The sequence below is a fragment of the Psychrobacter sp. Pi2-51 genome (assembly GCF_904846665.1).
Classification (GTDB): domain Bacteria; phylum Pseudomonadota; class Gammaproteobacteria; order Pseudomonadales; family Moraxellaceae; genus Psychrobacter; species Psychrobacter glaciei.
The window spans coordinates 21,991-42,755 of sequence record NZ_CAJHBP010000019.1 but is presented as its reverse complement, the minus strand read 5'-3'; the positions used below and the strand labels follow the sequence as shown (position 1 = coordinate 42,755).

Annotated in this window: 19 protein-coding genes; 10 read left to right on the top strand and 9 right to left on the bottom strand. The window is 44.1% G+C overall.

The features are described from left to right. Positions 1-4 precede the first annotated feature (4 nt). Positions 5-529, bottom strand: a complete 525-nt coding sequence (locus JMY08_RS10405) for a YraN family protein (RefSeq protein WP_201593210.1) — start codon at positions 527-529, stop codon at positions 5-7. A gap of 124 nt (positions 530-653) precedes the next feature. Between JMY08_RS10405 and rsmI the strand changes: the two genes are divergently transcribed. Beyond that, positions 654-1,610, top strand: a complete 957-nt coding sequence (gene rsmI / locus JMY08_RS10400; RefSeq protein ID WP_201593209.1) for a 16S rRNA (cytidine(1402)-2'-O)-methyltransferase — start codon at positions 654-656, stop codon at positions 1,608-1,610. A gap of 52 nt (positions 1,611-1,662) precedes the next feature. Continuing rightward, positions 1,663-2,682 (top strand): adenosine kinase, encoded by a 1,020-nt coding sequence (locus JMY08_RS10395; protein ID WP_201593208.1) that lies wholly within the window; start codon positions 1,663-1,665, stop codon positions 2,680-2,682. A gap of 124 nt (positions 2,683-2,806) precedes the next feature. Here JMY08_RS10395 and JMY08_RS10390 read toward each other — a convergent pair whose 3' ends face one another. Then, a complete protein-coding gene (locus JMY08_RS10390) occupies positions 2,807-4,081 on the bottom strand; it encodes an O-acetylhomoserine aminocarboxypropyltransferase/cysteine synthase family protein (protein ID WP_201593233.1) in 1,275 nt (424 codons plus the stop codon). Positions 4,082-4,366: 285 nt separating this feature from the next. Further along, a complete protein-coding gene (gene nfuA / locus JMY08_RS10385; protein ID WP_194621068.1) occupies positions 4,367-5,047 on the bottom strand; it encodes a Fe-S biogenesis protein NfuA in 681 nt (226 codons plus the stop codon). Between the two features lie 481 nt (positions 5,048-5,528). On the opposite strand from nfuA, the gene JMY08_RS10380 reads away from it, so the two are divergent. From JMY08_RS10380 to JMY08_RS10365, 4 genes are all read left to right on the top strand, one after another. Beyond that, entirely contained in the window at positions 5,529-6,530 is a 1,002-nt protein-coding gene (locus JMY08_RS10380) for an alpha/beta fold hydrolase (protein WP_201593207.1), read from the top strand. A 112-nt stretch (positions 6,531-6,642) separates the two neighbouring features. Further along, positions 6,643-7,710 (top strand): bifunctional nicotinamide-nucleotide adenylyltransferase/Nudix hydroxylase, encoded by a 1,068-nt coding sequence (locus JMY08_RS10375; RefSeq protein WP_010200636.1) that lies wholly within the window; start codon positions 6,643-6,645, stop codon positions 7,708-7,710. Between the two features lie 299 nt (positions 7,711-8,009). Next, entirely contained in the window at positions 8,010-9,407 is a 1,398-nt protein-coding gene (locus JMY08_RS10370; RefSeq protein ID WP_201593206.1) for a nicotinate phosphoribosyltransferase, read from the top strand. Between the two features lie 4 nt (positions 9,408-9,411). Continuing rightward, positions 9,412-10,275, top strand: a complete 864-nt coding sequence (locus tag JMY08_RS10365; protein ID WP_201593205.1) for an SGNH/GDSL hydrolase family protein — start codon at positions 9,412-9,414, stop codon at positions 10,273-10,275. 164 nt (positions 10,276-10,439) lie between these two features. Here the strand turns inward: JMY08_RS10365 and JMY08_RS10360 are convergent, their stop codons facing one another. Next, positions 10,440-10,739 (bottom strand): type B 50S ribosomal protein L31, encoded by a 300-nt coding sequence (locus JMY08_RS10360; protein ID WP_010200640.1) that lies wholly within the window; start codon positions 10,737-10,739, stop codon positions 10,440-10,442. Positions 10,740-11,501: 762 nt separating this feature from the next. On the opposite strand from JMY08_RS10360, the gene JMY08_RS10355 reads away from it, so the two are divergent. After that, the gene (locus JMY08_RS10355) at positions 11,502-12,107 is read left to right on the top strand and encodes a YceI family protein (protein ID WP_010200642.1); all 606 of its coding nucleotides are present in this window, start codon (positions 11,502-11,504) and stop codon (positions 12,105-12,107) included. An 84-nt stretch (positions 12,108-12,191) separates the two neighbouring features. On the opposite strand, the gene JMY08_RS10350 is transcribed toward JMY08_RS10355, so the two are convergent. Next, positions 12,192-12,626 carry a hypothetical protein gene (locus JMY08_RS10350; protein WP_201593203.1) on the bottom strand — a complete coding sequence of 145 codons (435 nt, stop codon included), beginning with the start codon at positions 12,624-12,626 and terminating at the stop codon, positions 12,192-12,194. 699 nt (positions 12,627-13,325) lie between these two features. On the opposite strand from JMY08_RS10350, the gene JMY08_RS10345 reads away from it, so the two are divergent. Continuing rightward, complete coding sequence (locus tag JMY08_RS10345) at positions 13,326-14,993, top strand: FAD-dependent oxidoreductase (RefSeq protein WP_227679660.1); 1,668 nt, start codon at positions 13,326-13,328, stop codon at positions 14,991-14,993. Between the two features lie 156 nt (positions 14,994-15,149). Here the strand turns inward: JMY08_RS10345 and JMY08_RS10340 are convergent, their stop codons facing one another. Then, the gene (locus tag JMY08_RS10340; RefSeq protein WP_201593202.1) at positions 15,150-15,827 is read right to left on the bottom strand and encodes a TIGR00730 family Rossman fold protein; all 678 of its coding nucleotides are present in this window, start codon (positions 15,825-15,827) and stop codon (positions 15,150-15,152) included. Between the two features lie 417 nt (positions 15,828-16,244). Between JMY08_RS10340 and JMY08_RS10335 the strand changes: the two genes are divergently transcribed. Beyond that, complete coding sequence (locus JMY08_RS10335; RefSeq protein WP_265089750.1) at positions 16,245-17,198, top strand: alpha/beta fold hydrolase; 954 nt, start codon at positions 16,245-16,247, stop codon at positions 17,196-17,198. A 70-nt stretch (positions 17,199-17,268) separates the two neighbouring features. Here JMY08_RS10335 and JMY08_RS10330 read toward each other — a convergent pair whose 3' ends face one another. After that, on the bottom strand, positions 17,269-18,009 hold the full coding sequence (locus tag JMY08_RS10330) for a putative quorum-sensing-regulated virulence factor (protein ID WP_201593201.1): 741 nt from the start codon (positions 18,007-18,009) through the stop codon (positions 17,269-17,271). Positions 18,010-18,189: 180 nt separating this feature from the next. On the opposite strand from JMY08_RS10330, the gene JMY08_RS10325 reads away from it, so the two are divergent. Continuing rightward, entirely contained in the window at positions 18,190-18,780 is a 591-nt protein-coding gene (locus JMY08_RS10325; protein WP_201593200.1) for a M23 family metallopeptidase, read from the top strand. Here JMY08_RS10325 and phoR read toward each other — a convergent pair. Further along, positions 18,777-19,865, bottom strand: a complete 1,089-nt coding sequence (gene phoR, locus JMY08_RS10320; RefSeq protein ID WP_227679659.1) for a phosphate regulon sensor histidine kinase PhoR — start codon at positions 19,863-19,865, stop codon at positions 18,777-18,779. The genes JMY08_RS10325 and phoR overlap by 4 nt on opposite strands. A gap of 62 nt (positions 19,866-19,927) precedes the next feature. Continuing rightward, entirely contained in the window at positions 19,928-20,632 is a 705-nt protein-coding gene (gene phoB / locus JMY08_RS10315; protein WP_201593199.1) for a phosphate regulon transcriptional regulator PhoB, read from the bottom strand. Positions 20,633-20,765 lie beyond the last annotated feature (133 nt).

Here is a 20,765-nt window from a genome sequence, read left to right as displayed (position 1 = left end):
ACCATTACCATGCGCTTGCTATAAAAGCGCTTCTTAGCCATTCTGGCTGATTCTTCGATTTATTCGTAAAATCCCTGTTATTTTTATCCGTATTATTTGCAGCAATGCTGTGAGTATTAACCTTATTCGTATCATAAGCAATCACATCAAAGCGGCACTCATAATAACTATACTCAGGGTGCGCTTGTAAAAAATAACGAGCCGTCTTTATAATTTTACGTTGTTTGCTTGCCGTGACGCTAAGCGCAGCATCACCAAAACCTGAATGCTGGCGCTGACGTACTTCAATAAATACCAGCGTCGACCACGCCTGCCCCGTCTCTAGCATTATTAAATCTAACTCACCAACTTTAGGCTGCTGCCAGTTTTGTGCAATCAGCTGTAATCCTTGCGCTTGTAAAAACTCACACGCTCGTTGTTCAAAGCGGCTGCCTTGGCGCTGTTTTGGTGAAGTAAGGGTCAAAGGTTTATGATCTGCCATAGCGTCCATGGGTCTGGTCAACATTTCATAATTATCATAGCACAACATGCTAAACTAACCACTTTTGCGCCCTTTTGTCATTATTGATTGTTCATTATTTACCTGAACGATATATGATAAATGCCAGCGCCACCTTATTTTTTAATTCCAGTTTTTAATACTTCGAGGTTTTATGTCTACCCCTACTGCGATGCCAGCTTGCCTATATATCGTTGCCACGCCGATTGGCAATCTTACCGATATGACACCGCATGCGGTTGATATCTTAAAGCAAGTCGCTATCATTGCCTGCGAAGACACCCGCACATCAGGTAAGCTGTTGTCGCATTTTGGCATCGACACTAAAGATAAAAAAAGCAGTAAAACGGACGATACCAAAGCGCCAGCCACTCATAATAACTTGGATGATTCTGAGGCTGTAGGTAAGCAAAAAGGACACAATAAGCTTTGGGCATACCATGAGCACAATAGCGCCATTCAAACGCCTAAAATTATTGAGATGATTCAGCAAGGTCATTCGGTCGCCTTAATCAGTGATGCCGGTACGCCGCTGGTCAGTGACCCTGGTTATCAATTGGTGCAAGCTGCCCATGCTGCTGGGGTTACTGTGTCGCCTATCGTTGGCGCTTCTGCGGCGATTGCTGCATTGTCTGTAGCGGGATTACCGTCAGACCGTTTTAGCTTTATTGGTTTTTTACCAGCGAAAACCCATGGTCGCCAAAAACAACTGAGTGCCCTCACCTCGCGTACCGAAACATTGATATTTTATGAAGCACCGCATCGTATTATTACCAGCTTAGAAGATATGGCGACGATATTTGGCGCAGATCGCGACGTGGCTTTTTGCCGCGAATTGACCAAAACTTTTGAGACCGTCCGTAAGAGTACGCTAGGCGATTTGGTTGAGTTTGTCAAAGCAGATGATAATCAGCAGCGTGGCGAAATAGTCGTGGTGGTCGCTGGCGTTGATGCGGCACAAGATACTGACGATATCAGCATCCATGACAAATTATTGCAAAGATTGTTAGAGGATTTATCGGTCAAAAAAGCCGCTGCATTGGCGTCCGATATTACGGGTGTCAAAAAGAATGCCCTCTATCAGCGTTTACTTGAGCTACAAGCTGAATGACTTTCCACTATAAAAGATAAGCGTTTACAATTTAATTGAGGAGAAGTAAGCAATGTACGATGTAATGGCGATAGGGAATGCCTTGGTTGACCACGAATATGTGCTATCTGATGCAGCGTTGGAAGAGACAGAGTTGACCAAAGGCAATATGACCTTGGCAGGTATCGAAGAGCAGCAGCAACTGTTGGCCTACTTCCAACTTGCACAAATTGCGCCATCAAAACAAGCTGGTGGTGGCTCAGCAGCCAATACCATGTATGCCTTTGCCAGTTTAGGTGGCAAGCCGTTTTATGCTTGCCGTGTGGGCGATGATGATCAAGGCGCCTTTTACCTTAGGGACTTGCACGAAGCAGGCGTCGCCACCTCAGACAAATCTATCCATGAAGGCGGTGTAACTGGATCTTGTGTGGTTGCCGTTACAGAAGATGGTGAACGCACCATGCAGACTTATCTAGGCACCTCAAGCGATATTGTCGCTGATAACGTCGATTTTGATGCGCTAACGCAAGCAGATTGGTTATACCTAGAAGGCTATTTAGCCATGTCCGAGGGCATCCAGCCAGCCATGACTCAGTTACGTCAGCAAGCTGGCATTCATAATGCAAAGATTGCGGTGAGCTTCGCCGATCCAGCGGTGGTTAAATTTGCCAAAGACGGTTTGCTCAATATGCTGGGCAACAAAGTGGCAGTGATATTTTGTAATAGTGAAGAAGCCAAGCTCTTTACGGATAAAAAACAGGTAAAAGCAGCCGCACGTGCCTTACTTGAACATTGCCAAATTGCGGTAGTGACGGATGGCGAAAAAGGGGCGGTTATCGCCCATAAACCTGATGCCGAGTCAGAGATTGTGGTATATGATATTGCTACGCCAGTCGTTGCCAATGTCATCGATACCAATGGGGCTGGCGACAACTATGCGGGGGCGTTCTTATACGCGTTATCGCAGCAGTACACCTTACCAGAATGTGGTCATCTTGCCAGCGAAGTGTCCGCACAAGTGATTCAACAATTTGGCCCACGACTCATGCCGCAGGATTATAAAGAGATTGCCAAACGGGTGCTAACTGCTTAATCTCTTTATATATTTCAGACGGAAAAGCGCTAATAAAAAAGCCCATATCGATTTGATATGGGCTTTTTCTTTTGCAAATTATTTTATTGTTAAGAAAATTATTAAGAAATAAGAAACTTGCAGATTAAGCCGAGGCTAATGCCTGTTCTAAATCGGCTTTGATATCGTCGATATGTTCAATACCAATCGACAATCGCACCATATCAGTACTGACACCAGCATTCTCTAACTCTTTCTCGTTCAACTGACGATGTGTGGTGGTCGCTGGATGGCACGCCAATGATTTGGCATCACCAATATTGACCAAGCGCGTAATCAACTGCAACGCGTCAATAAAGCGCGCCCCAGCTTCAAGTCCACCTTTTACCCCAAAGGTCAAAATAGCAGAGGGCGTACCCTTCATGTATTTCTTTGCAAGCTCGTGCTCAGGATGATCTGGCAGACCCGCATATTTTACCCAAGCAACTTTATCATGGTCACGAAGGTATTCAGCCACTGCTTGGGCGTTCTGTACATGACGCTCCATACGCAAGCTCAGCGTCTCCATACCCTGCAAGATACCAAAAGCATTTAATGGACTAAGTGCCGCGCCAGTATTACGCAGCGGTGCCACGCGAGCACGAGCGATAAAGGCCGCTGCACCAACGTCCTTGACGAAGTTCACACCGTGATAACTGTGATCTGGCGTGTTCAGCAATGGGAAACGCTCAGGGTAATCACCCCAAGGGAACGTACCACTATCGACAATCGCACCACCAATCGAGGTGCCCGTACCACTCATATATTTGGTTAATGAATGAATGACAATATCCGCCCCAAACTCAAACGGACGGCAAATCGCTGGCGTGGCAACCGTACTATCAATCACCACTGGCACACCATATTCGTGCGCGATGTCACTGAGTGCTTGAATATCAATAATGTTACCCAGTGGATTACCGATACTTTCAGCAAAGACCATCTTGGTTTTATCATCAATTAAATCACGAATCGCCTCAGGATTTTTGTGGTCAAAGAAGCGGACTTCGATACCTTGACGCGGCAAAGCATGGGCAAATAAATTGTAAGTACCGCCATACAAGGTTGATACAGCAACGATGTTGTCACCCGCTTCACAGATGGTTTGAATCGCATAAGTGATGGCAGCCATACCAGATGCTACTGCAAGCGCACCGATACCGCCTTCAAGCGCCGCAACGCGCTCTTCTAATACCGCATTGGTTGGGTTCATAATGCGTGTATAGATATTACCCGCGACTTTTAAATCAAACAAATCTGCGCCATGTTGGGTATTATCAAACGCATACGAGCTGGTGTGATAAATAGGCACAGCGACCGCTTTGGTCGTTGGCTCAACACTATAACCGGCATGAATCGCTAAGGTCTCTAAGCGCTGCATTGGTTTTGCTCCATTATCTGAATTGGTCTCTGGTTGTCCATCACTCATCACAAACTCCTTGGTAGTCACTAAAAAAAGCATCAATCAAAATAGATCATTTAAAGGTATCGATTGACCAATAATCTCTAAAAAAGCCATCTTATAAATGATAGCCATAAAAAAAAGCTGAGTTAATCATAACCCAGCTTCTTTATGAAAAGAATAGCCAATGTTGGGTTTATTAATAACCACCCAGCATAAGTAACCCTATTTCAATCTACTTCTGATTGTATTGATACTTACCACTTATTTGTAATAAGCATTTTCAGTACGGGTATGATCCGTCTCATCGATGACTTGTGTCAGCTCTGGTATTTGCTGCTTTAGCTGTACTTCGACGCCTTGACGCAAGGTCATATCAACGGCTGAACAGCCTTGGCAACCACCACCGAACTTCAATACAGCAGTGAGACCAACGCCTTCTTCATCGATCAACTCAAGCAACTGTACGTCACCACCATGCGCCGCTAAGCCTGGGTTAATCTCAGACTGTAATACGTAGTTGATACGCTCTTCTACGCTGGCATCAGCACCCACTTTTGGCATTTTAGAGTTTGGCGCGCGGAAAGTTAGCTGACCACCGAAACGATCTTTATTGTAGTCAATGACCGCATCTTCTAAATAAGGGACTGACGACGCTTCAATAAAAGCAGAGAAATCATCGTAGGTAAAACGTAGATCAGCACTGTCTTCTTCGCCCGGTTGGTTATAAGCCATACAGCACTCGGCACGCGGCGTACCAGGATGCTCGACGAAGATACGCACACCGATGCCGTCGGTATCTTGCTTGGACAGTAAATCGGCCAAATAACCTTGGGCTGACTCGGTAATGGTAATATTACTTTTCGTTTCTGTTTGCTCAGTATCTAGCGCTGATTCATAGTCTGCAGATTGATCTGATTGGCTGGCTTGATTGTGCTCACTCATAATTTTTCCTATGCGTTATGACACAAACGCGACTGCTGTCATAGCTGCTGTGTCGTGAATTTGGGCAATTTGGTTTAACAGTTATCAAGCATAACGGCTGATATTATAGTGCTCTAACGGCAATCTTGATAAAGGTTTGATGATTTTATAACCACTATTATAGCGCATTCAGTCGATAATTCCGACTGCGCTACTGCGAATTAAAGCGTGACCGTTATAAATAGCCACTATTGGTTTTTTTAATGGTGCCATATAAAAGATAAATAGGTGACGTTAATATAGATAATAGCTACGGCTAATAATACTACGCAAAATTATTTAATTACCCACACCGCGTCTGTTATTGTTTATATTAAGGCTGCTTGATTGATTATCAAGGATGAAAGTGTATTAGGGATTGCCGAGTAGACATATCACGCTACTCAGTATTAACAATACAATAAATGATGTCATAACAAAACAATCTAGACGAGACCGCTTTATGATGACAGAAACCCTAAAGCTGGTAAGCACCAAAGATGGTGAGCAAATAGCCGTTTGGAAGATTGTGGATACTGCAAAAGACGAAAAGAAGACTGATATTCTTACCACCAATGCGCCTAGGGTAAAAGCGCAAAACATCCTATTGACCCACGGTACATTTTCGGACAAACAGACTTGTTTAAGAATTGCCCACTATCTGGCGCAGCTTGGTCATCATTGCTACATTATGGAATGGCGCGGTCATGGTGCGAGCTCGATACCAACAGACAAATTCAACTTCGAAACCGTCGCAACTTATGATTTTGAGGCCACCTTTCGTTACTTGTTTGCTGAGTTAAAACTGGATAATCTACACTGCATCACCCACAGTGGCGGCGGTGCCTGCCTAACCATGTTTTTAATCCAAAACCCCCAGTATATTGACCACATCAACAGCATCAGTATGTTTGCCTGTCAAGTTTATGGCGCCATCGTAAACTCTAAAAACCACGTCAAAATTCTCGCCGTTAAACTACTCAACCGTCTGCTTGGCTACATCCCTGCCAATCGACTCAAGCTTGGCCCTATCAATGAAAGCTATTATACGATGAACCAGTGGTACGACTGGAACCTGAATAAAGACTTTAAAAGCAGTTTTATCAAACAAAATAAATTTGAAACAACAACGATTGATGAAAATACGCTCTCTAACATCGCATCTGAAAATACTACATCTCATACTGTATCTAATAACAGCCACTTCGATTATCGTCAGCATATGCCAACTATTACCACGCCTATCTATTCGATCAGTGCCAAAGGTGACCATTTTATTTCGCCAACCCGTGGCTGTCAGTTGTTTTTTGATAAGTTTGCTAACCCAAAAAACGTCTTTCGAGAATATTCCCTTGACCATGGAGACTTGGATGATTATACCCATAGCCGCATTATGATAAGCCGTAATGCGGCTACAGAGATTTGGCCAACGGTGACAGCATGGATAGAGAAGCATGCAAGGTAACGATGACACACCCCTACACATCTTTATACTTGTCAGAAAGTCATAGGCTGTGTCAGTATTAGCGTCATCAATTTTTAACCAATAAAAAATAAGTCGTAGGAAAGTGGCGTCTATGAGTGGATTATCAGAGCAAAATCTAGATACACAAAACCCAGATAAGCAGGACAAAAAACACTATCGTTATTTGGTGTTTATTGGGCGCTTTCAGCCGTTTCATTGCGGGCACAAAGCGGTCGTGGATGAAGCATTGAAGCGTGCCGACAATGTCATCATGCTCATCGGCTCCGCAAACTTACCACGTAGCTTACGCAACCCCTTTAGCGTTGCTGAGCGCGCCGCGATGATTAAAGACGCGTATTCAACAGCAGATGCCGCGCGTATTCACTGCGTCGGACTCGATGATGCGCTCTACAATGACACACGCTGGCTGCAATACGTGCAAGCAGGTGTCAAATCTGTCACTGGCGACTTGCAGACCGATATTGGTCTCATTGGTCATTCAAAAGACAGCTCATCGTATTATTTATCGCTATTCCCCAACTGGGCATCGGTCTCTGTACCCAATTATCATAATCTATCGGCGACCCCTATTCGGGACAGCTATCTCATGGGTGCCACGCCAACGCCTGAGCGCACCCCTGAGTCGACCCGTAACGTCCTAAATGACTTCAAAAAAACCGAGGATTATCAGCAGCTGCACGAAGAAGCTGACTTCGTTGATAAGTATAAAAGACAGTGGGAGTCTGCGCCTTATCCGCCTACCTTTATGACCGCTGATGCCTTGGTCGTCCAGTCAGGTCATATTCTGTTAGTAGAACGTCGCAGCATGCCAGGGCGCGGACTATGGGCACTGCCCGGTGGTTTCTTGAATCCAAAAGAGACGCTCTTTGACGCCTGTATCCGTGAGCTACGCGAAGAGACGCGCCTTAAAGTCCCAGAGCCAGTATTACGTGGCTCTTGTCATAGTCAGCATACCTTTGACGACCCTTACCGCTCAGCGCGTGGTCGCACGATTACCCAAGCCTTTTACTTTCAGCTAAAAAACGATCCAAAAGGTCTGCCCAAAGTAAAAGGCGGTGATGACGCGGCCAAAGCATTTTGGCTACCACTTGCCGAGTTGGATGCCACCATGATGTTCGAAGATCACTATGCGATTATTACCAAAATGGTTGGCTTGTAAGACATTGTGTCATTGACTGTTTAGTGCATTAATGACTCATTTTCAATCAATGACACTCTATATAATTTATCTTATAAGTTTGGTTTTATCAGTGCCACTTATATTTTCACCGCCCAAGCCGATAGACGGCAAGGGTTACTAAGCAGCATTTAGTTATCCTTACTAGATGCTGTCAATGGATGAACCGTTAGACTGTTGAGCAATAAATTGATGCTAATGTACATAAAACACTTTCAGTCCATTTAAGGCTCAACAATGATGCGAGTCGTCCATTTCACTCAAAGCAGAGGAGTTCTGTGATGTATACCAGCAATTTAAATAATTTAATCTTAAATAGCGATAGCTATAAAACCTCACATTGGGTGCAATATCCAAAAGGTAGTGAGTATCTATCCAGCTATATTGAAGCGCGTAAAGGCGATTACGATGTGGTATTTTTTGGGCTGCAAGCCTTTATCAAAGAATACCTGAGTACCCCTATTACCCACCAAGATATTGATGAAGCCGAAATACTTATTCAAGCGCATGGCTTGACCTTTAATCGTGCAGGGTGGGAGCGCTTAGTTGATAAACATGGTGGTTATTTGCCACTACGTATCGAAGCCATACCTGAAGGCAGCATCGTGCCCGTCTCCAATGTGGTCTGTCAGATTATCAATACTGACCCAGAATTCTATTGGCTGCCAAGCTATATCGAAACGGCATTACTCCGCGCTATCTGGTATCCGTCAACCGTTGCTAGCGTCTCGCACTATTGCAAAGGTATCATTCGTCAAGCGCTAGAAAAATCAGCGGATAATACTGAGTCATTAACCTTTCGCTTGCATGACTTTGGTTCGCGCGGTGCGTCTAGTCAGGAGTCCGTGGCACTTGGTAGTCTTGCTCATTTGGTAAATTTTGCCGGTACAGATTCCATGACCGCTTTGGTGGCTGCCAGTCGCTGGTATCAAATGGATAAAGACATGCCTGCCTTTTCTATCCCTGCCGCTGAGCATAGCACCATGACTGCATGGGGTCGTGATGGCGAAACTGCTGCTTTTGCCAATATGATTGAGCAATTTGGTGGGGCGGGTAAGAGTTTTTCAGTGGTCTCTGACAGCTATGACTTATGGAACGCCATTGACAATATTTGGGGTGGCAGCTTAAAGGACGACGTGAAAAACATGGGCGGTACTTTAGTCATCAGACCTGATAGTGGTGAGCCTGCTAAAGTAGTCCGCGAGGCACTGGAGCGCTTGGCAGTGAAGTTTGGTACGACGATTAATAGCAAAGGCTACAAAGTTTTGCCAGATTATGTACGTGTCATCCAAGGGGATGGCATTAGTCCGCAAAGCTTGAGCAAAATTATCGACGTGGTCATGAAGGCAGGATTTAGCGCTGAAAACGTGACCTTTGGTATGGGTGGTGGATTACTACAACAAGTCAATCGCGATACCATGAGCTGGGCGATGAAAGCCAGTGCCATCTCTATCGATGGTGCATGGAAAGACATTTATAAAGACCCTATCACTAGCCGCTCAAAACGCTCAAAAAAAGGTCGCTTGGCGTTGGTCAAAGACAGCAACGGACAGCCAACAACCATCAAAGCGGATGATCTACCCGCTGATGCAGACAACCTATTACGTGACGTGTATGTCGATGGCAAATTACTGGTAGAAGACAGCCTCACTACAATTCGGGAGCGTGCAGGATGGTAGCAATATGATAAATAGTCATAAAATGGCGTCGGTTGCACGCGACGTCCTACTCGCTCCTGTTTATCTTTATCAAGGCCGCAAAATCAAGCGTGATACGATGCGCTTGCCTGAGCCAAACGGAGAGCGACACGGACATATTCAATTAGGCAAACCGACTGATACCATTGCTAATAATGCAAAAAATGAGACCAAGCAAACGCTAAACCTCATGATCGTTGGCGATTCAGCAGCAGCGGGTGTTGGTAGTCAGACACAGCATGAGGCACTCGTTGGTAATTTGATGCCTATCTTAGCGCAGCAATCTGTGATTAATACTCAGTTTGCTAACTTGGTCTGGTCGTTGCAAGCGACCACCGGACATACCAGCTTTGATATCTTGCGCAGGCTTTATGTGCTGCCCGCGCCTAGCCACCCTATCGATGTAATGGTGCTGAGTGTTGGCGTCAATGACACCACCTCGAACGTCTCTGTAGGTAAATGGCAGCAGCAAATTGAAGATATTGTTGCGATCGCTCAGCGTAAATTTGGCGTACGGCAATTGATTTTTTTGAGTCTGCCGCCCATGGCGAAAATGCCTGCGATACCTGCCCCTTTGAATAACTTCGTCGGTGCTAAAGCCTCAATTCTTGATGCAACATTACAACAAGTATGTGCAAGTAATGAAGGCGTGACTTATATGGCCACTGATTTTCCAAGGATGATAGAAGAGCACTCTAAGGGCATGCCAATTGATATCAAGGTGATGTTTGCCAGTGATGGCTTCCACCCTAGTAGTTTAATGTATGGCTACTGGGCACAGCAGTTGGCAGAGCTCATTGTCAAGTTGCTTAATTTATCAGCTGCCGAATTGAGCAGCCCTGCTTTCTAAAAGCTGATATCTCAAAGCTAATATCTCAAAACTGATATCTTGAAAAATGACAGCTCAAGATTTAATAACCTAAAACTTACCGTTGAATTTTAAACAAAAAAAACCGCTGAATAATCAGCGGTTTTTTATGGCTTAGCAAAATAAATTGACGCGATAAGCGTAACTTATTCAGCAGAATCAGCAGCTTGTTCAGTAGAATCAGCAGCTTTCTTGTTACGGCCACCAAACGCACCAAAGCGTTTGTTAAAGCTAGCAACACGACCTTCGGTAGAAGTTTTACGTTGCTCGCCAGTATAGAATGGATGCGACGCACTTGAGATATCAAGTGGGTAGTATGGGTATTCTTTACCTTCGTATTCACGAGTGGCTTTGGTTTTAGCCGTTGAACGAGTCAAAAAGAACACGTCAGCGTTAGTGTCGTGGAACAAAACTTCTTGGTAATCAGGATGGATATCTTTACGCATAATAAACTCTCTATGTCCGATGTATTTACAGTTTTATTGACAATGTGTCGAAACTTTTATAAAGAAATTCTTACAAAAAAGCACTTATAAAACTGAGCATACGTAACTGAGGCACTAAGGACATTTGCAAGGCTGGCAGCTGCGTCACTGGCTTATTCCAGCACCCAACACCATACCTCTGCTTACCTAGCCTTCCCCAGCGGGAAAATTAAACCGCGATTTTAACGGTTTTTGGTGTTTGATGCAAGCAGCAGTTGCGATCATCATAGAGGATAAAGTATCAGCAAACCGACAATGTTATTGAGATAAGTATTCTATGCTATTATAATATTTGATTAGATAAACCACTTAATAATGATTAAAGTTGTAGATTATTTAAATAATACCTATTTTTTAGGGCGTGTCCTCATTTTAAAAATGGTGATAAAAATGAGATAAATTGCCGTCAAACGAGGAAAATAGTGCAGATAATATCGGGATATTAACCAGCTATTTAACGATGTTTGGCAAAATTTAGCCATTTTTAGCCCGTTTAGATATGATCAATTGAATTGAGGACACGCCCTAGTATTGAGTTTTTAGTATTAAGATTCATAAAATATTAGCCGTGCTACCCATAGCCTGCTTTTATAAATACTTACTGCTATTATGACAAACGTCACCTCAGTGACCATTCAATACTCGTAAATTAATCATCGTTAAATTAACGGTTACTAAATGAAGTACTCCTCATTAACAGTCACTAAATAAGGATAATAAACAATGATAAATACTGCCCTAAAAACCACCACGAAAGCCCTACTCATCAGCTCAGCACTTGCGGTCACCACCATGGCAAGCGCGGCATTACCTAGCCAATGGCAATTAGATGACTCACATACCCGTGTCGGATTTTCTGTCAATCACTTAGGGTTTTCAACGACCATGGGTCGCTTTAATGATGTGCAAGGTGTAGTCAATTACGATATCAAGGCCCCTAGCAAAACCAATATGAGCTTTACAATTGCAACCGATAGCATCGATACCAATTGGGATGCCCGTGATAAGCATCTAAGAACGGATGAATTTTTTAATGTGGCTAAATACCCAGCGATGACTTTTAAATCTACCCAAGTCACTTTTAGCAACCCACAACAAGCCAAAGTAACGGGTGATTTCACCATGCTTGGTCAAACTAAGCCCCTCACACTAGACGTGACGTTAAATAAAATCGCCAACAGCCCTCTTACGAAAGAGCCTGTCATTGGTTTTCGTGCTACCGGTATCATTGATCGCGCAGCCTATGGTATGACGGCATTTGCTGCCGGCATCACTACCGATGTTCCCATTCAAATCGATGGTGAATTGGTACAGAAAACAACAAAATAGCGCTGAAATACTTTTTATAAATCCTTTACCTAAAAAAGCAGCCACTATGATGGCTGCTTTTTTTCGACTTGAAACCTACTTGTTTTATTTAGTTTTAATAATATGCCAAACGCCAAGCTTGTTATCGCCGTCGGTATCGCCAACTTTTGTATCATTGGCATAAAAGTATAAAGGCTTACCATTGACAGCCCATTGATATTTACCGTCTTCCCGTTGGAAAGCGGCAAACTGACTAGAAGCTTGGGCATTGCTAGGAGCCATAAAAGCAGGCCAAGCTAACAGACATGCCGAGCCACACTCTGATTTGTTCATGGAGTCTTTGTCAAAGGTATATAGCGTCATTTTGTTGGTAGCATCCACTAACATCCCATTCATACTGGCAACTGGCGCTTTATTGCTCATGGTAGCTTGTACGTCATGCATGCCTGAATCGTCATTGCCAAACACATTGTTTAGCGTCGAACAACCCGTTACGGTCAACACACTGGCTAGAGCAGATAACATCAGAATACGTTTCATAATCACTTCCTTGTATTTAAAAGTATTTAAAAAAAACATCTTATTAATCTAGATTTTTATTAAACTGAATTTTTATTGAACATGGTGTTTATTAATTATCAATATTGCAATCTGCTGATTTGTGCGATAGTTAAGTCATACGCTCAGACAGTTGCTTTACTTTCATACACTTTACTCTCACAGAGGATTTCAAGTCGTTTTACTATAGCATATGCTATAAAACGGTCGTTTTTGTCAGAATATAAACTTACAAAAACCTGCGAATATTACAAATTAGTAAACCATGACGTGAATCTTATGAGTGAAGGTATTTCATGTTGATGGACGTTCAAAATAGTGATGATACTTGAATGATGCTAGGCATCTCATTTCTATTTTTGTTTTTCATGGTCAGGACAGTCCATCGCAATTTGTTGACAAAACTAATGCATCTACTTACGTATTTGCCATCATATGCACAATAGGTTTTCGTAAAATAGCGCTATAAATGATAAGCAGTATATGAGAAGAGCCATATAATCAAAAGTATGACTATAGCGGTCTCATATGAATGTTGAACTTGACTGTATCCGCACGCATATCAATAGCTACAACAAGATTCAAGACACTGACATGATCAGACACTTATATGCCCAAACAATTATATGAATAAGCAGAGCATGTCCCGACGCTGATGCTATCAAGGATATAACAACGACAATGACCGATAATTTTAGCAAAAACGCCTCTCAAGCCATCCTGCATGATGCTGAATTGCAGAATACTGATGCTCAGGATATTGACCTCAAAGATATCGAATTTTTAGAGACTACACTTGATACAGCAGCGGCTACCACAAAGGACGAGCTATCTAAAAAACGCGTCGGCATTCTAGGCGGCGGTACTGCAGGCGCAACGATTGCTATTCGCCTCGCTGCATTAGGGCTTGAGACCTACGTCTTTGAAAAGAAAAAGTCGCTTATCGATGGTCCACCAATGTGCCATTTGCACGCGGGTGGTAATCTATACCGTGAAATCCCTGACGAAGACTGCGTTGCTTTGCTTAAGCAGTGTATTGATATTCTGCGCCTTTATCCTTATACCATCGATGTACGTCCAACCGTATTTGCTGTCCCAACGCGCGACGAAGGTTTACCCGAAGACTTGCTCCCGCGTCTCGATATCTTGACGGATGCTTATCGCGAGCTCATCGCACAAGACAGCAATAACAAAGTACTGGGCGAACCGGAAAACTACTATCAGCTCTATAGTCATGAGCAACTGATTGAGCTGTCTGAACGTGATCAAGTTGCGATACCGAGCACGGTTGACGAATGGGTGATACCGGTTGCCAAATATCTGGATTTAAATAAAGTGAAGTTTCCGCTTATCGTCGTGCAAGAGTATGGCTGGAATATTTTTCGTTTAGCCGCTTCTGCTCAACTCGCCTTAGAAGGCTATGAGCATGCGCACGTCTTTACCAATACGGAAATTAAGCAAGTCATGCCTGTGGATTGTGAGAACTGTACCAATGCTGATCACCATGTCACAAAATGGCGCGTCGATTACCAACAAGCGAGCCAGTCTCAACCTGAGTCTATCGAAGTCGATTACTTGGTCAATGCTTGTGGCTTTCGCACTGGTGTTATCGACGATATGGTCGGTGTCAAAGTCGAGCGTATGGTTGAGTTCAAATCTTCTTATATCACGCACTGGGGTGATGCTGGTGGACAAATACCCGAGATTATTGTGTATGGCAGTCGCGGTACGCCAGAAGGTATGGCGCAGCTAACCCCTTATCCAGGCGGTTACTTTCAAATCCACGGTATGAGTAAAGCCATTACCCTATTTACTGATGGCTTGGTCGCTTCTGATAAAGCCAGTGCACAACCTCAATTACCGCCTCAGTATGTACATTATATCGAAGATGGCTGGGACAAAGCACCGCTACAAGCCCGTAGCCAGCAAGCGATTGAGTACGTAGCAGAGTTTGTGCCTACCTTTAACAGTGCGCGCACCGTCGGTAATGCCTTATACGGCGGGCAGCAAATCCCGGGTCAGGACGATACCTTGCGGGTAGCCGATGTGAGTTTATACTCTAATATACGTTACGCCCGCGCAGAGAATGTAAAAGCATCTTCTACCTTGATCGCTGCTGATCAAATCGTTAATGAATTGACGACTCTTGGCTTAATCGACAATGACACAGCAGAAAATCGTAGTCGCCATGCGCATGAATGGTCATACTTGGCCCATAATGACCGCTTAACGATTGATAAAGTGGCACGCGTCTTGGCTGAAGATCGTGGTTTCCCAGCGGCAATGGCTGATGTCAATCATAGCATTCGCGAGATGGCGTTAGAGAATTTAACACCAGCTCAGCCTTAGGCGTTTGCCGTCTGTTAATACGTTCGATAAATCTGGTAGAAACCAACGCTAAAGAGTATAGAAAAAAGGAGGTCGTCGCTAGTGATTAGCGACGACCTCCTTTTTTCTTATATACAATGAGACCATTTAACAGCTTATATTCTGATCTACCTATATTTAATTGCCCGCCATTTTTTCAGTATCGATCGCATCATCTATCGTCACGATTGTCCGTAACAAATCAATCGCTTCAGCGATGGTATTACAAACCACCAAACGCTCAAGATCTTGCTGCTTCATAAAGCCTTGTTCCGTGGTATATTTTAAGTGCTCAATCATGCGATCATAAAAGCCATTAATATTCAGAATAATCATTGGCTTTTCATGTTGGTACAGCTGACGCCATGTGGCGATTTCCATAATCTCTTCGAGTGTACCAAGACCACCGGGTAAAGTAATAAAAGCATCCGCGTACTCTGCCATGACCGTCTTGCGCGTGTGCATGGTATCGGTCAGATGCAGACGAGTCAGACCCTCATGGGCGATTTCGTGTTTGAGCATAAAGGTAGGAATCACACCAACAGCTTGCGCGCCACCTTTGATAACGTCGTCAGCCACTGCACCCATTAGACCAATACTGGCACCGCCATAAACCAAACCCAACCCATTTTCTGCTAGAGCACGACCAAGCTCACGGGCTGCTTGCTCATAAACCTCACTATTACCCAGTCGTGACCCACAATAAACAGCCACTAATGGCATCGCTAATGTTGATTTATCCACGGCTTTTTCGATATGAGTGATATCTTGGCTGGTAATAACTTCATAATTTTCATTATTAATTTTCATTTGCATATAACGCTCCTAAGTTTGCTTAGATTATTGTATTGAGTGGTTCTGTAAAGGGGTTTATCGTTTGTTAGAATGACACAATATGACGTTTATCACTAGGCTCTAAAGTGTTGTCAGCAGTCTATTAATTACGCATAATAAGCATCCGTCAAACTCACACCTATTTGTGATTTTTATATTTGTTTTTATAAGTGGTCAGTAAAAATAGCATAAATCTGGTTGCTCACAGAGAAAATCAAATAACGCTCATTATCCTGCTATTTGCTAGCGTTTATCTTAACATAAGCCGTGCTATCACGCGGTAGCAACGATTTATCGCTACGCAATGACTACATTTTTTAGCACTGACCTGACATAAAACGTTGCAGGTCAATACTTATCATCCTTAACAAAAACGACAAAACTCATCAAGGTATTTTTATGCATAATAATCATGCGCCATCTTCTAGAACGCAACAAGGTGACACAATCGACGCTAATAACGATCATGAAAGCAACGACGATAACGGCAGCTACTCACTAAGTATCATGACTGAGCGTAATCAAGCGTTGGCAGCAACGGTTTATCGCCCTACAGAATCCGTCAAAGCCGCTGTCATGATAGCGCCCGCCACTGGTATCAAGCGTCAGTTTTATCATAATTTTGCGAGCTATCTAACAGCGCAGGGCTTCGGTGTCCTGACCTTTGACAACGAAGGTATTGGCGAGTCACTAGCAACCGATTTGGCCAAATGTGATGCCTCACTGATAAGTTGGGGTCGTCATGATATGCCAGCCGTCCTCGATGCGTTGCAAGATGAATTTCCTGATGCGTCTTACCATCTCATCGGTCATAGCGCAGGCGGTCAGCTGATTGGTCTGATGCGCAATTATAACGCTATCGCCTCGGTGTTCAATGTCGCTTGCTCGTCAGGTTGTATCAAAAACATGGACATGCCGTATAAAATTAAAGCGATGGGTTTTATGGATGCATTCATTCCTGTCACTAACTTTGCATTAGGTTACACCCCATCAGATAAAATCGGCATGGGTGAGCCGCTACCACGCGGCGTGGCTCGTCAGTGGCGCGAATGGTGCAATGGCTCAGGTTATATAAAGACTGCGTTTGGCAAAAGCATTCACACGCATTTTTATGATGACATTCGCATGCCAGCGCTGTGGTTAGGATTTAGCGATGACGAAATTGCGAATAGCAAAAACATCGACGACATGATTCGCGTCTATACAAAGATGCCGGTCGAAAAACGCTTTTTTGAGCCAAAAGATTTTGGATTAAGCAGTATCGGTCATATGCGCTATTTTAGTGGTCGAACCAATGCCAAGGCACCTGAGTTATGGCAAATGGCGGTAGATTGGTTAAATCAGCAACAATAACTTCAAGTATTATAGCTTCCAAAACTACAGCTTCGAGCATGAATAAAAATAGAACAGTTTATAGGGCGCTTTACTTTTTTACATTTTCTACGTCTGCTGCCTTAATACGCTTCGTCAACGCTGAATAAAGCGACGGCTGCATGTTATGGATGTTACCGAGCATCCATTTCACGTAGTTGATGGGCACGTCTTTAATCAGCTTACCTTTATACTTACCAAAGGGCATCTTGCTCACGGGATTGGCTTTGTTAGAGATAGCATGTGCCGCCGCAAAATCCGTCGGCGCAATCTCTAGACGCTCACAGCAAGCTTGATAAAGTAAGTAGCACATACGGGCATCACCTAGCGCGTCATGAGCGGCTATCGTCATTCTGCTCGCCTCAGACTTGCCCAATAATTGCTCGATACACTTAGATTGACTGTAGCCGCTCCACTCTGGGAAGGCCACGCGCGCCAGCCTCACGGTACAAATCAGCTTGGCAGAGGGGCTACCAATTACCCGCCAATCAAAACGTACGTTGTGACCAATTAAGTATTTGGGCAATTCAAACTGCTCCAAATCAAAACGCTCAAGCCCAGCCACATCTTCATCCGTAATACCATGCACTTTGATAACAACGGGTAATATCGAGCGACCACTGTTGAAATATTTCATCCACTCAAATCCGCTGGCCACATTAATCGTCGCCACCTGAATCGGTCGTGGGTCACGGCCTTGATCGGTTTCGGTATCGATAACCAACGCCGTATCAGCCGTGGTAGAAATGTCAGCCACGTTAGAAATGTCCGCAGAATTAAAAGCATCAGTCATAGAAAATTAACCATCAATAGCACCATCGTGGCTGAATAGGAACAATAAATAGATAAAACTCTATTTATTGTAATTGTATTTATGGGGGTAAAAACCATAGATAACAATGCTATACACACCTTGGAAGATAGGGGTTTTATAATACTAACTCAAACTACATCAGATATATAAGAGACATCAATGCTAGCAGATGGCAATAATCGACCACCAAAGCCAACACTATTCAGCCGTTTGCTAAGCCTAATAATAAGGGCTACGGTGTTACTAGCGCTGTTATTTGTATTTGATAAATTACTACCTAGCATTAGCCAACAGACACAGTCGTTTGTCGTGGCAAAATGGCAGCAACTGAGTTTATTGCAACAAGCGTTGCCAGTAGAAAACAGCCTACCCAGTCCACTACCAGAGCAGCATCTAACCGATACTTGGGGCGCAGCACGTAGCCAAGGGCGCTCCCATGAGGGCATCGATATTTTTGCAGCGCGGGGCACACCGATACAAGCTACGACGCAAGGCATTGTCAGCAAAGTTGGCGAAAATACATTAGGGGGACGCGTGGTAGTGGTGGTCGGACCGGGCGGCGCAGGACATTATTACGCCCATCTAGAGGATTATGCCGACATCGTACCCAATGACTGGGTCAATGCTGGTGATATCATTGGCTATGTTGGCGACAGCGGTAATGCTAAAGGAACACCAACCCATGTGCATTATGGTATTTATATCAATGGCAGCGCGGTGAACCCCTACCCACTTTTACAAAAAGATTAAGGTGCATCGGCAGAACGTACATAAGCGCTTGGAAATACGGCACTAAAGGTCGAGCCTTTGCCTTCTACCGACTCTATGGTTAGTTGCGCCTCATGTTGATATAAGACATGTTTTACAATTGCCAACCCTAAGCCCGTACCACCCGTAGCACGGCTGCGTCCGCTATCGATGCGATAGAAGCGTTCCGTCAAGCGCTCGATATGTTGGGGCGCAATACCGAGACCATCATCTTCGACGGCAAAGCGGCAGCCTTCCGATGTTTTTGTCCAGCTGATAGCGATGTTGCCACCCTTTGGCGTGTATTTGATAGCATTAATCACCAAATTGGATAAGGCGCTCGTTAAGTACATCTCTGAGCCATATAGTCCATCGTAAGTGTCTATCTGCAAATGAATAGTATGACCATATTCTTGGTTATACGCCTGCGCATCATCATAGATATGCGTCAGTAACTTGGTCATATCAATGTCATTTAGCTCATGCGTCTCTTCTATTTCGATGCGAGACAATAGCAGTAAGTCATTCACAATCCTATTCATACGGGCAGTCTGCTGGGTCATTAGCTCAAAACCACGCCGCCACTGCGGGGGCATATCCTCTTGATCGGAGAAGTTTTCTAGATAGCCCATCAGCACGGTCAATGGCGTACGCAGCTCATGCGAGACATTGGCCACAAAATCACGGCGCATTTGCTCCAAATGCTGCAAGCGGGTCACATCATAAATTATCAGTAGTTTTTCATCACCGAAAGGCGTCAGTTCACACTTTAGATAACGTTTAGGATCTCGCCATGACACCATGTGCACACCATCGCTCGGTGGCGTGATAGCCTGATAATACTGGCGAAATTCAGGCACGGTGATAAAGTCAAAAATGCTTTGACCTTTATTGCTTGACTGCAATAACAATAAATCTTCCGCTGCCTGATTCCACCATTCCAAACCATCATCATCATTGAGCAAAATAACCGCATCCCGTAGTGCTAGTAAGGCACTGCGGATTTTTTTGAGTTGATTTGTTGTATTGTGCTGGGCAACTTGCGCTTGCTCACCCTGTTGCTCATTTTTTATCGGCATTATCGTCATCGTTATCCTTGCTACTGTCTTCTGCGTTGTTTTACGCTTGCCACGACTTGTTCTGTCTTGGTCTAATTGGATTCGATCAAGCTGGAAAACCGATACCCAGTACCGCGCACCGTTTGTATCAGCGTAGCACAGTCATAAGGCTGTAGTAATTTACGTAAACGCCGAATATGCACATCAATCGTTCGATCTTCAATATAGACATTGCCGCCCCAAACCTGATCTAGCAGCTGTGTCCGTGTATACGCACGCTCTGGATGACTCATAAAAAATGCCAACAACCGATACTCTGTCGGGCCGATATCAATGAGCTGACCTGCCGCCGTTACGCGCTGGCTTTTGGGATCTAAGCTAAGCTTGCCGATTTCGATAGGCTTATCGGCGCTCAATGTACTACTACGACGTAGCACTGCCTTGATTCTGGAAATCAATTCCCGTGTCGAAAAAGGCTTGGTCATATAGTCATCAGCACCTGCATCAAGACCATGAACCTTACTGTCTTCCTCACTTTTGGCGGTTAGCATAATAACCGGTATCTCAGCGAGCAAATCGTCGTTTTTGAGCATACGACAAAAATCAATACCGCTTTTTTCGCCGGTCAGCATCCAATCCAATAATATGAGCGACGGACGGTGATCGACCACTTGCTGATGTGCCTCTGATGCGTCCGCAGCCTGCAAGCTATCAAATCCAGCCATCTCTAACGTCATCACAATCATTTCACGAATCGCAGGCTCATCCTCGACGATCAAAATTTGCTCATTGTACATACGGCAACCTTATTATTATAGTCAAAATATCAGCGTTCAAAAAGTTAGCATTCAAAAAATCAAGATACAGAAAGAGGCGATAAACACTCGCCCGTTTCTACTTATTAAACGGACTAATTATGACAGCATGATG

Excerpts from the sequence above, each read along its gene's own strand:
- JMY08_RS10380 (WP_201593207.1), top strand. The coding sequence starts at position 5,529 with ATGATGACAGAAACCCTAAAGCTGGTAAGCACCAAAGATGGTGAGCAA.
- JMY08_RS10325 (WP_201593200.1), top strand. The coding sequence starts at position 18,190 with ATGCTAGCAGATGGCAATAATCGACCACCAAAGCCAACACTATTCAGC.
- JMY08_RS10335 (WP_265089750.1), top strand. The coding sequence starts at position 16,245 with ATGCATAATAATCATGCGCCATCTTCTAGAACGCAACAAGGTGACACA.
- JMY08_RS10345 (WP_227679660.1), top strand. The coding sequence starts at position 13,326 with ATGACCGATAATTTTAGCAAAAACGCCTCTCAAGCCATCCTGCATGAT.
- nfuA (WP_194621068.1), bottom strand. The coding sequence starts at position 5,047 with ATGAGTGAGCACAATCAAGCCAGCCAATCAGATCAATCTGCAGACTAT.
- JMY08_RS10330 (WP_201593201.1), bottom strand. The coding sequence starts at position 18,009 with ATGACTGATGCTTTTAATTCTGCGGACATTTCTAACGTGGCTGACATT.
- JMY08_RS10340 (WP_201593202.1), bottom strand. The coding sequence starts at position 15,827 with ATGCAAATGAAAATTAATAATGAAAATTATGAAGTTATTACCAGCCAA.
- phoR (WP_227679659.1), bottom strand. The coding sequence starts at position 19,865 with ATGACGATAATGCCGATAAAAAATGAGCAACAGGGTGAGCAAGCGCAA.
- phoB (WP_201593199.1), bottom strand. The coding sequence starts at position 20,632 with ATGTACAATGAGCAAATTTTGATCGTCGAGGATGAGCCTGCGATTCGT.
- JMY08_RS10395 (WP_201593208.1), top strand. The coding sequence starts at position 1,663 with ATGTACGATGTAATGGCGATAGGGAATGCCTTGGTTGACCACGAATAT.
- JMY08_RS10360 (WP_010200640.1), bottom strand. The coding sequence starts at position 10,739 with ATGCGTAAAGATATCCATCCTGATTACCAAGAAGTTTTGTTCCACGAC.
- JMY08_RS10375 (WP_010200636.1), top strand. The coding sequence starts at position 6,643 with ATGAGTGGATTATCAGAGCAAAATCTAGATACACAAAACCCAGATAAG.
- JMY08_RS10365 (WP_201593205.1), top strand. The coding sequence starts at position 9,412 with ATGATAAATAGTCATAAAATGGCGTCGGTTGCACGCGACGTCCTACTC.
- rsmI (WP_201593209.1), top strand. The coding sequence starts at position 654 with ATGTCTACCCCTACTGCGATGCCAGCTTGCCTATATATCGTTGCCACG.
- JMY08_RS10405 (WP_201593210.1), bottom strand. The coding sequence starts at position 529 with ATGTTGTGCTATGATAATTATGAAATGTTGACCAGACCCATGGACGCT.
- JMY08_RS10390 (WP_201593233.1), bottom strand. The coding sequence starts at position 4,081 with ATGCAGCGCTTAGAGACCTTAGCGATTCATGCCGGTTATAGTGTTGAG.
- JMY08_RS10370 (WP_201593206.1), top strand. The coding sequence starts at position 8,010 with ATGTATACCAGCAATTTAAATAATTTAATCTTAAATAGCGATAGCTAT.
- JMY08_RS10350 (WP_201593203.1), bottom strand. The coding sequence starts at position 12,626 with ATGAAACGTATTCTGATGTTATCTGCTCTAGCCAGTGTGTTGACCGTA.
- JMY08_RS10355 (WP_010200642.1), top strand. The coding sequence starts at position 11,502 with ATGATAAATACTGCCCTAAAAACCACCACGAAAGCCCTACTCATCAGC.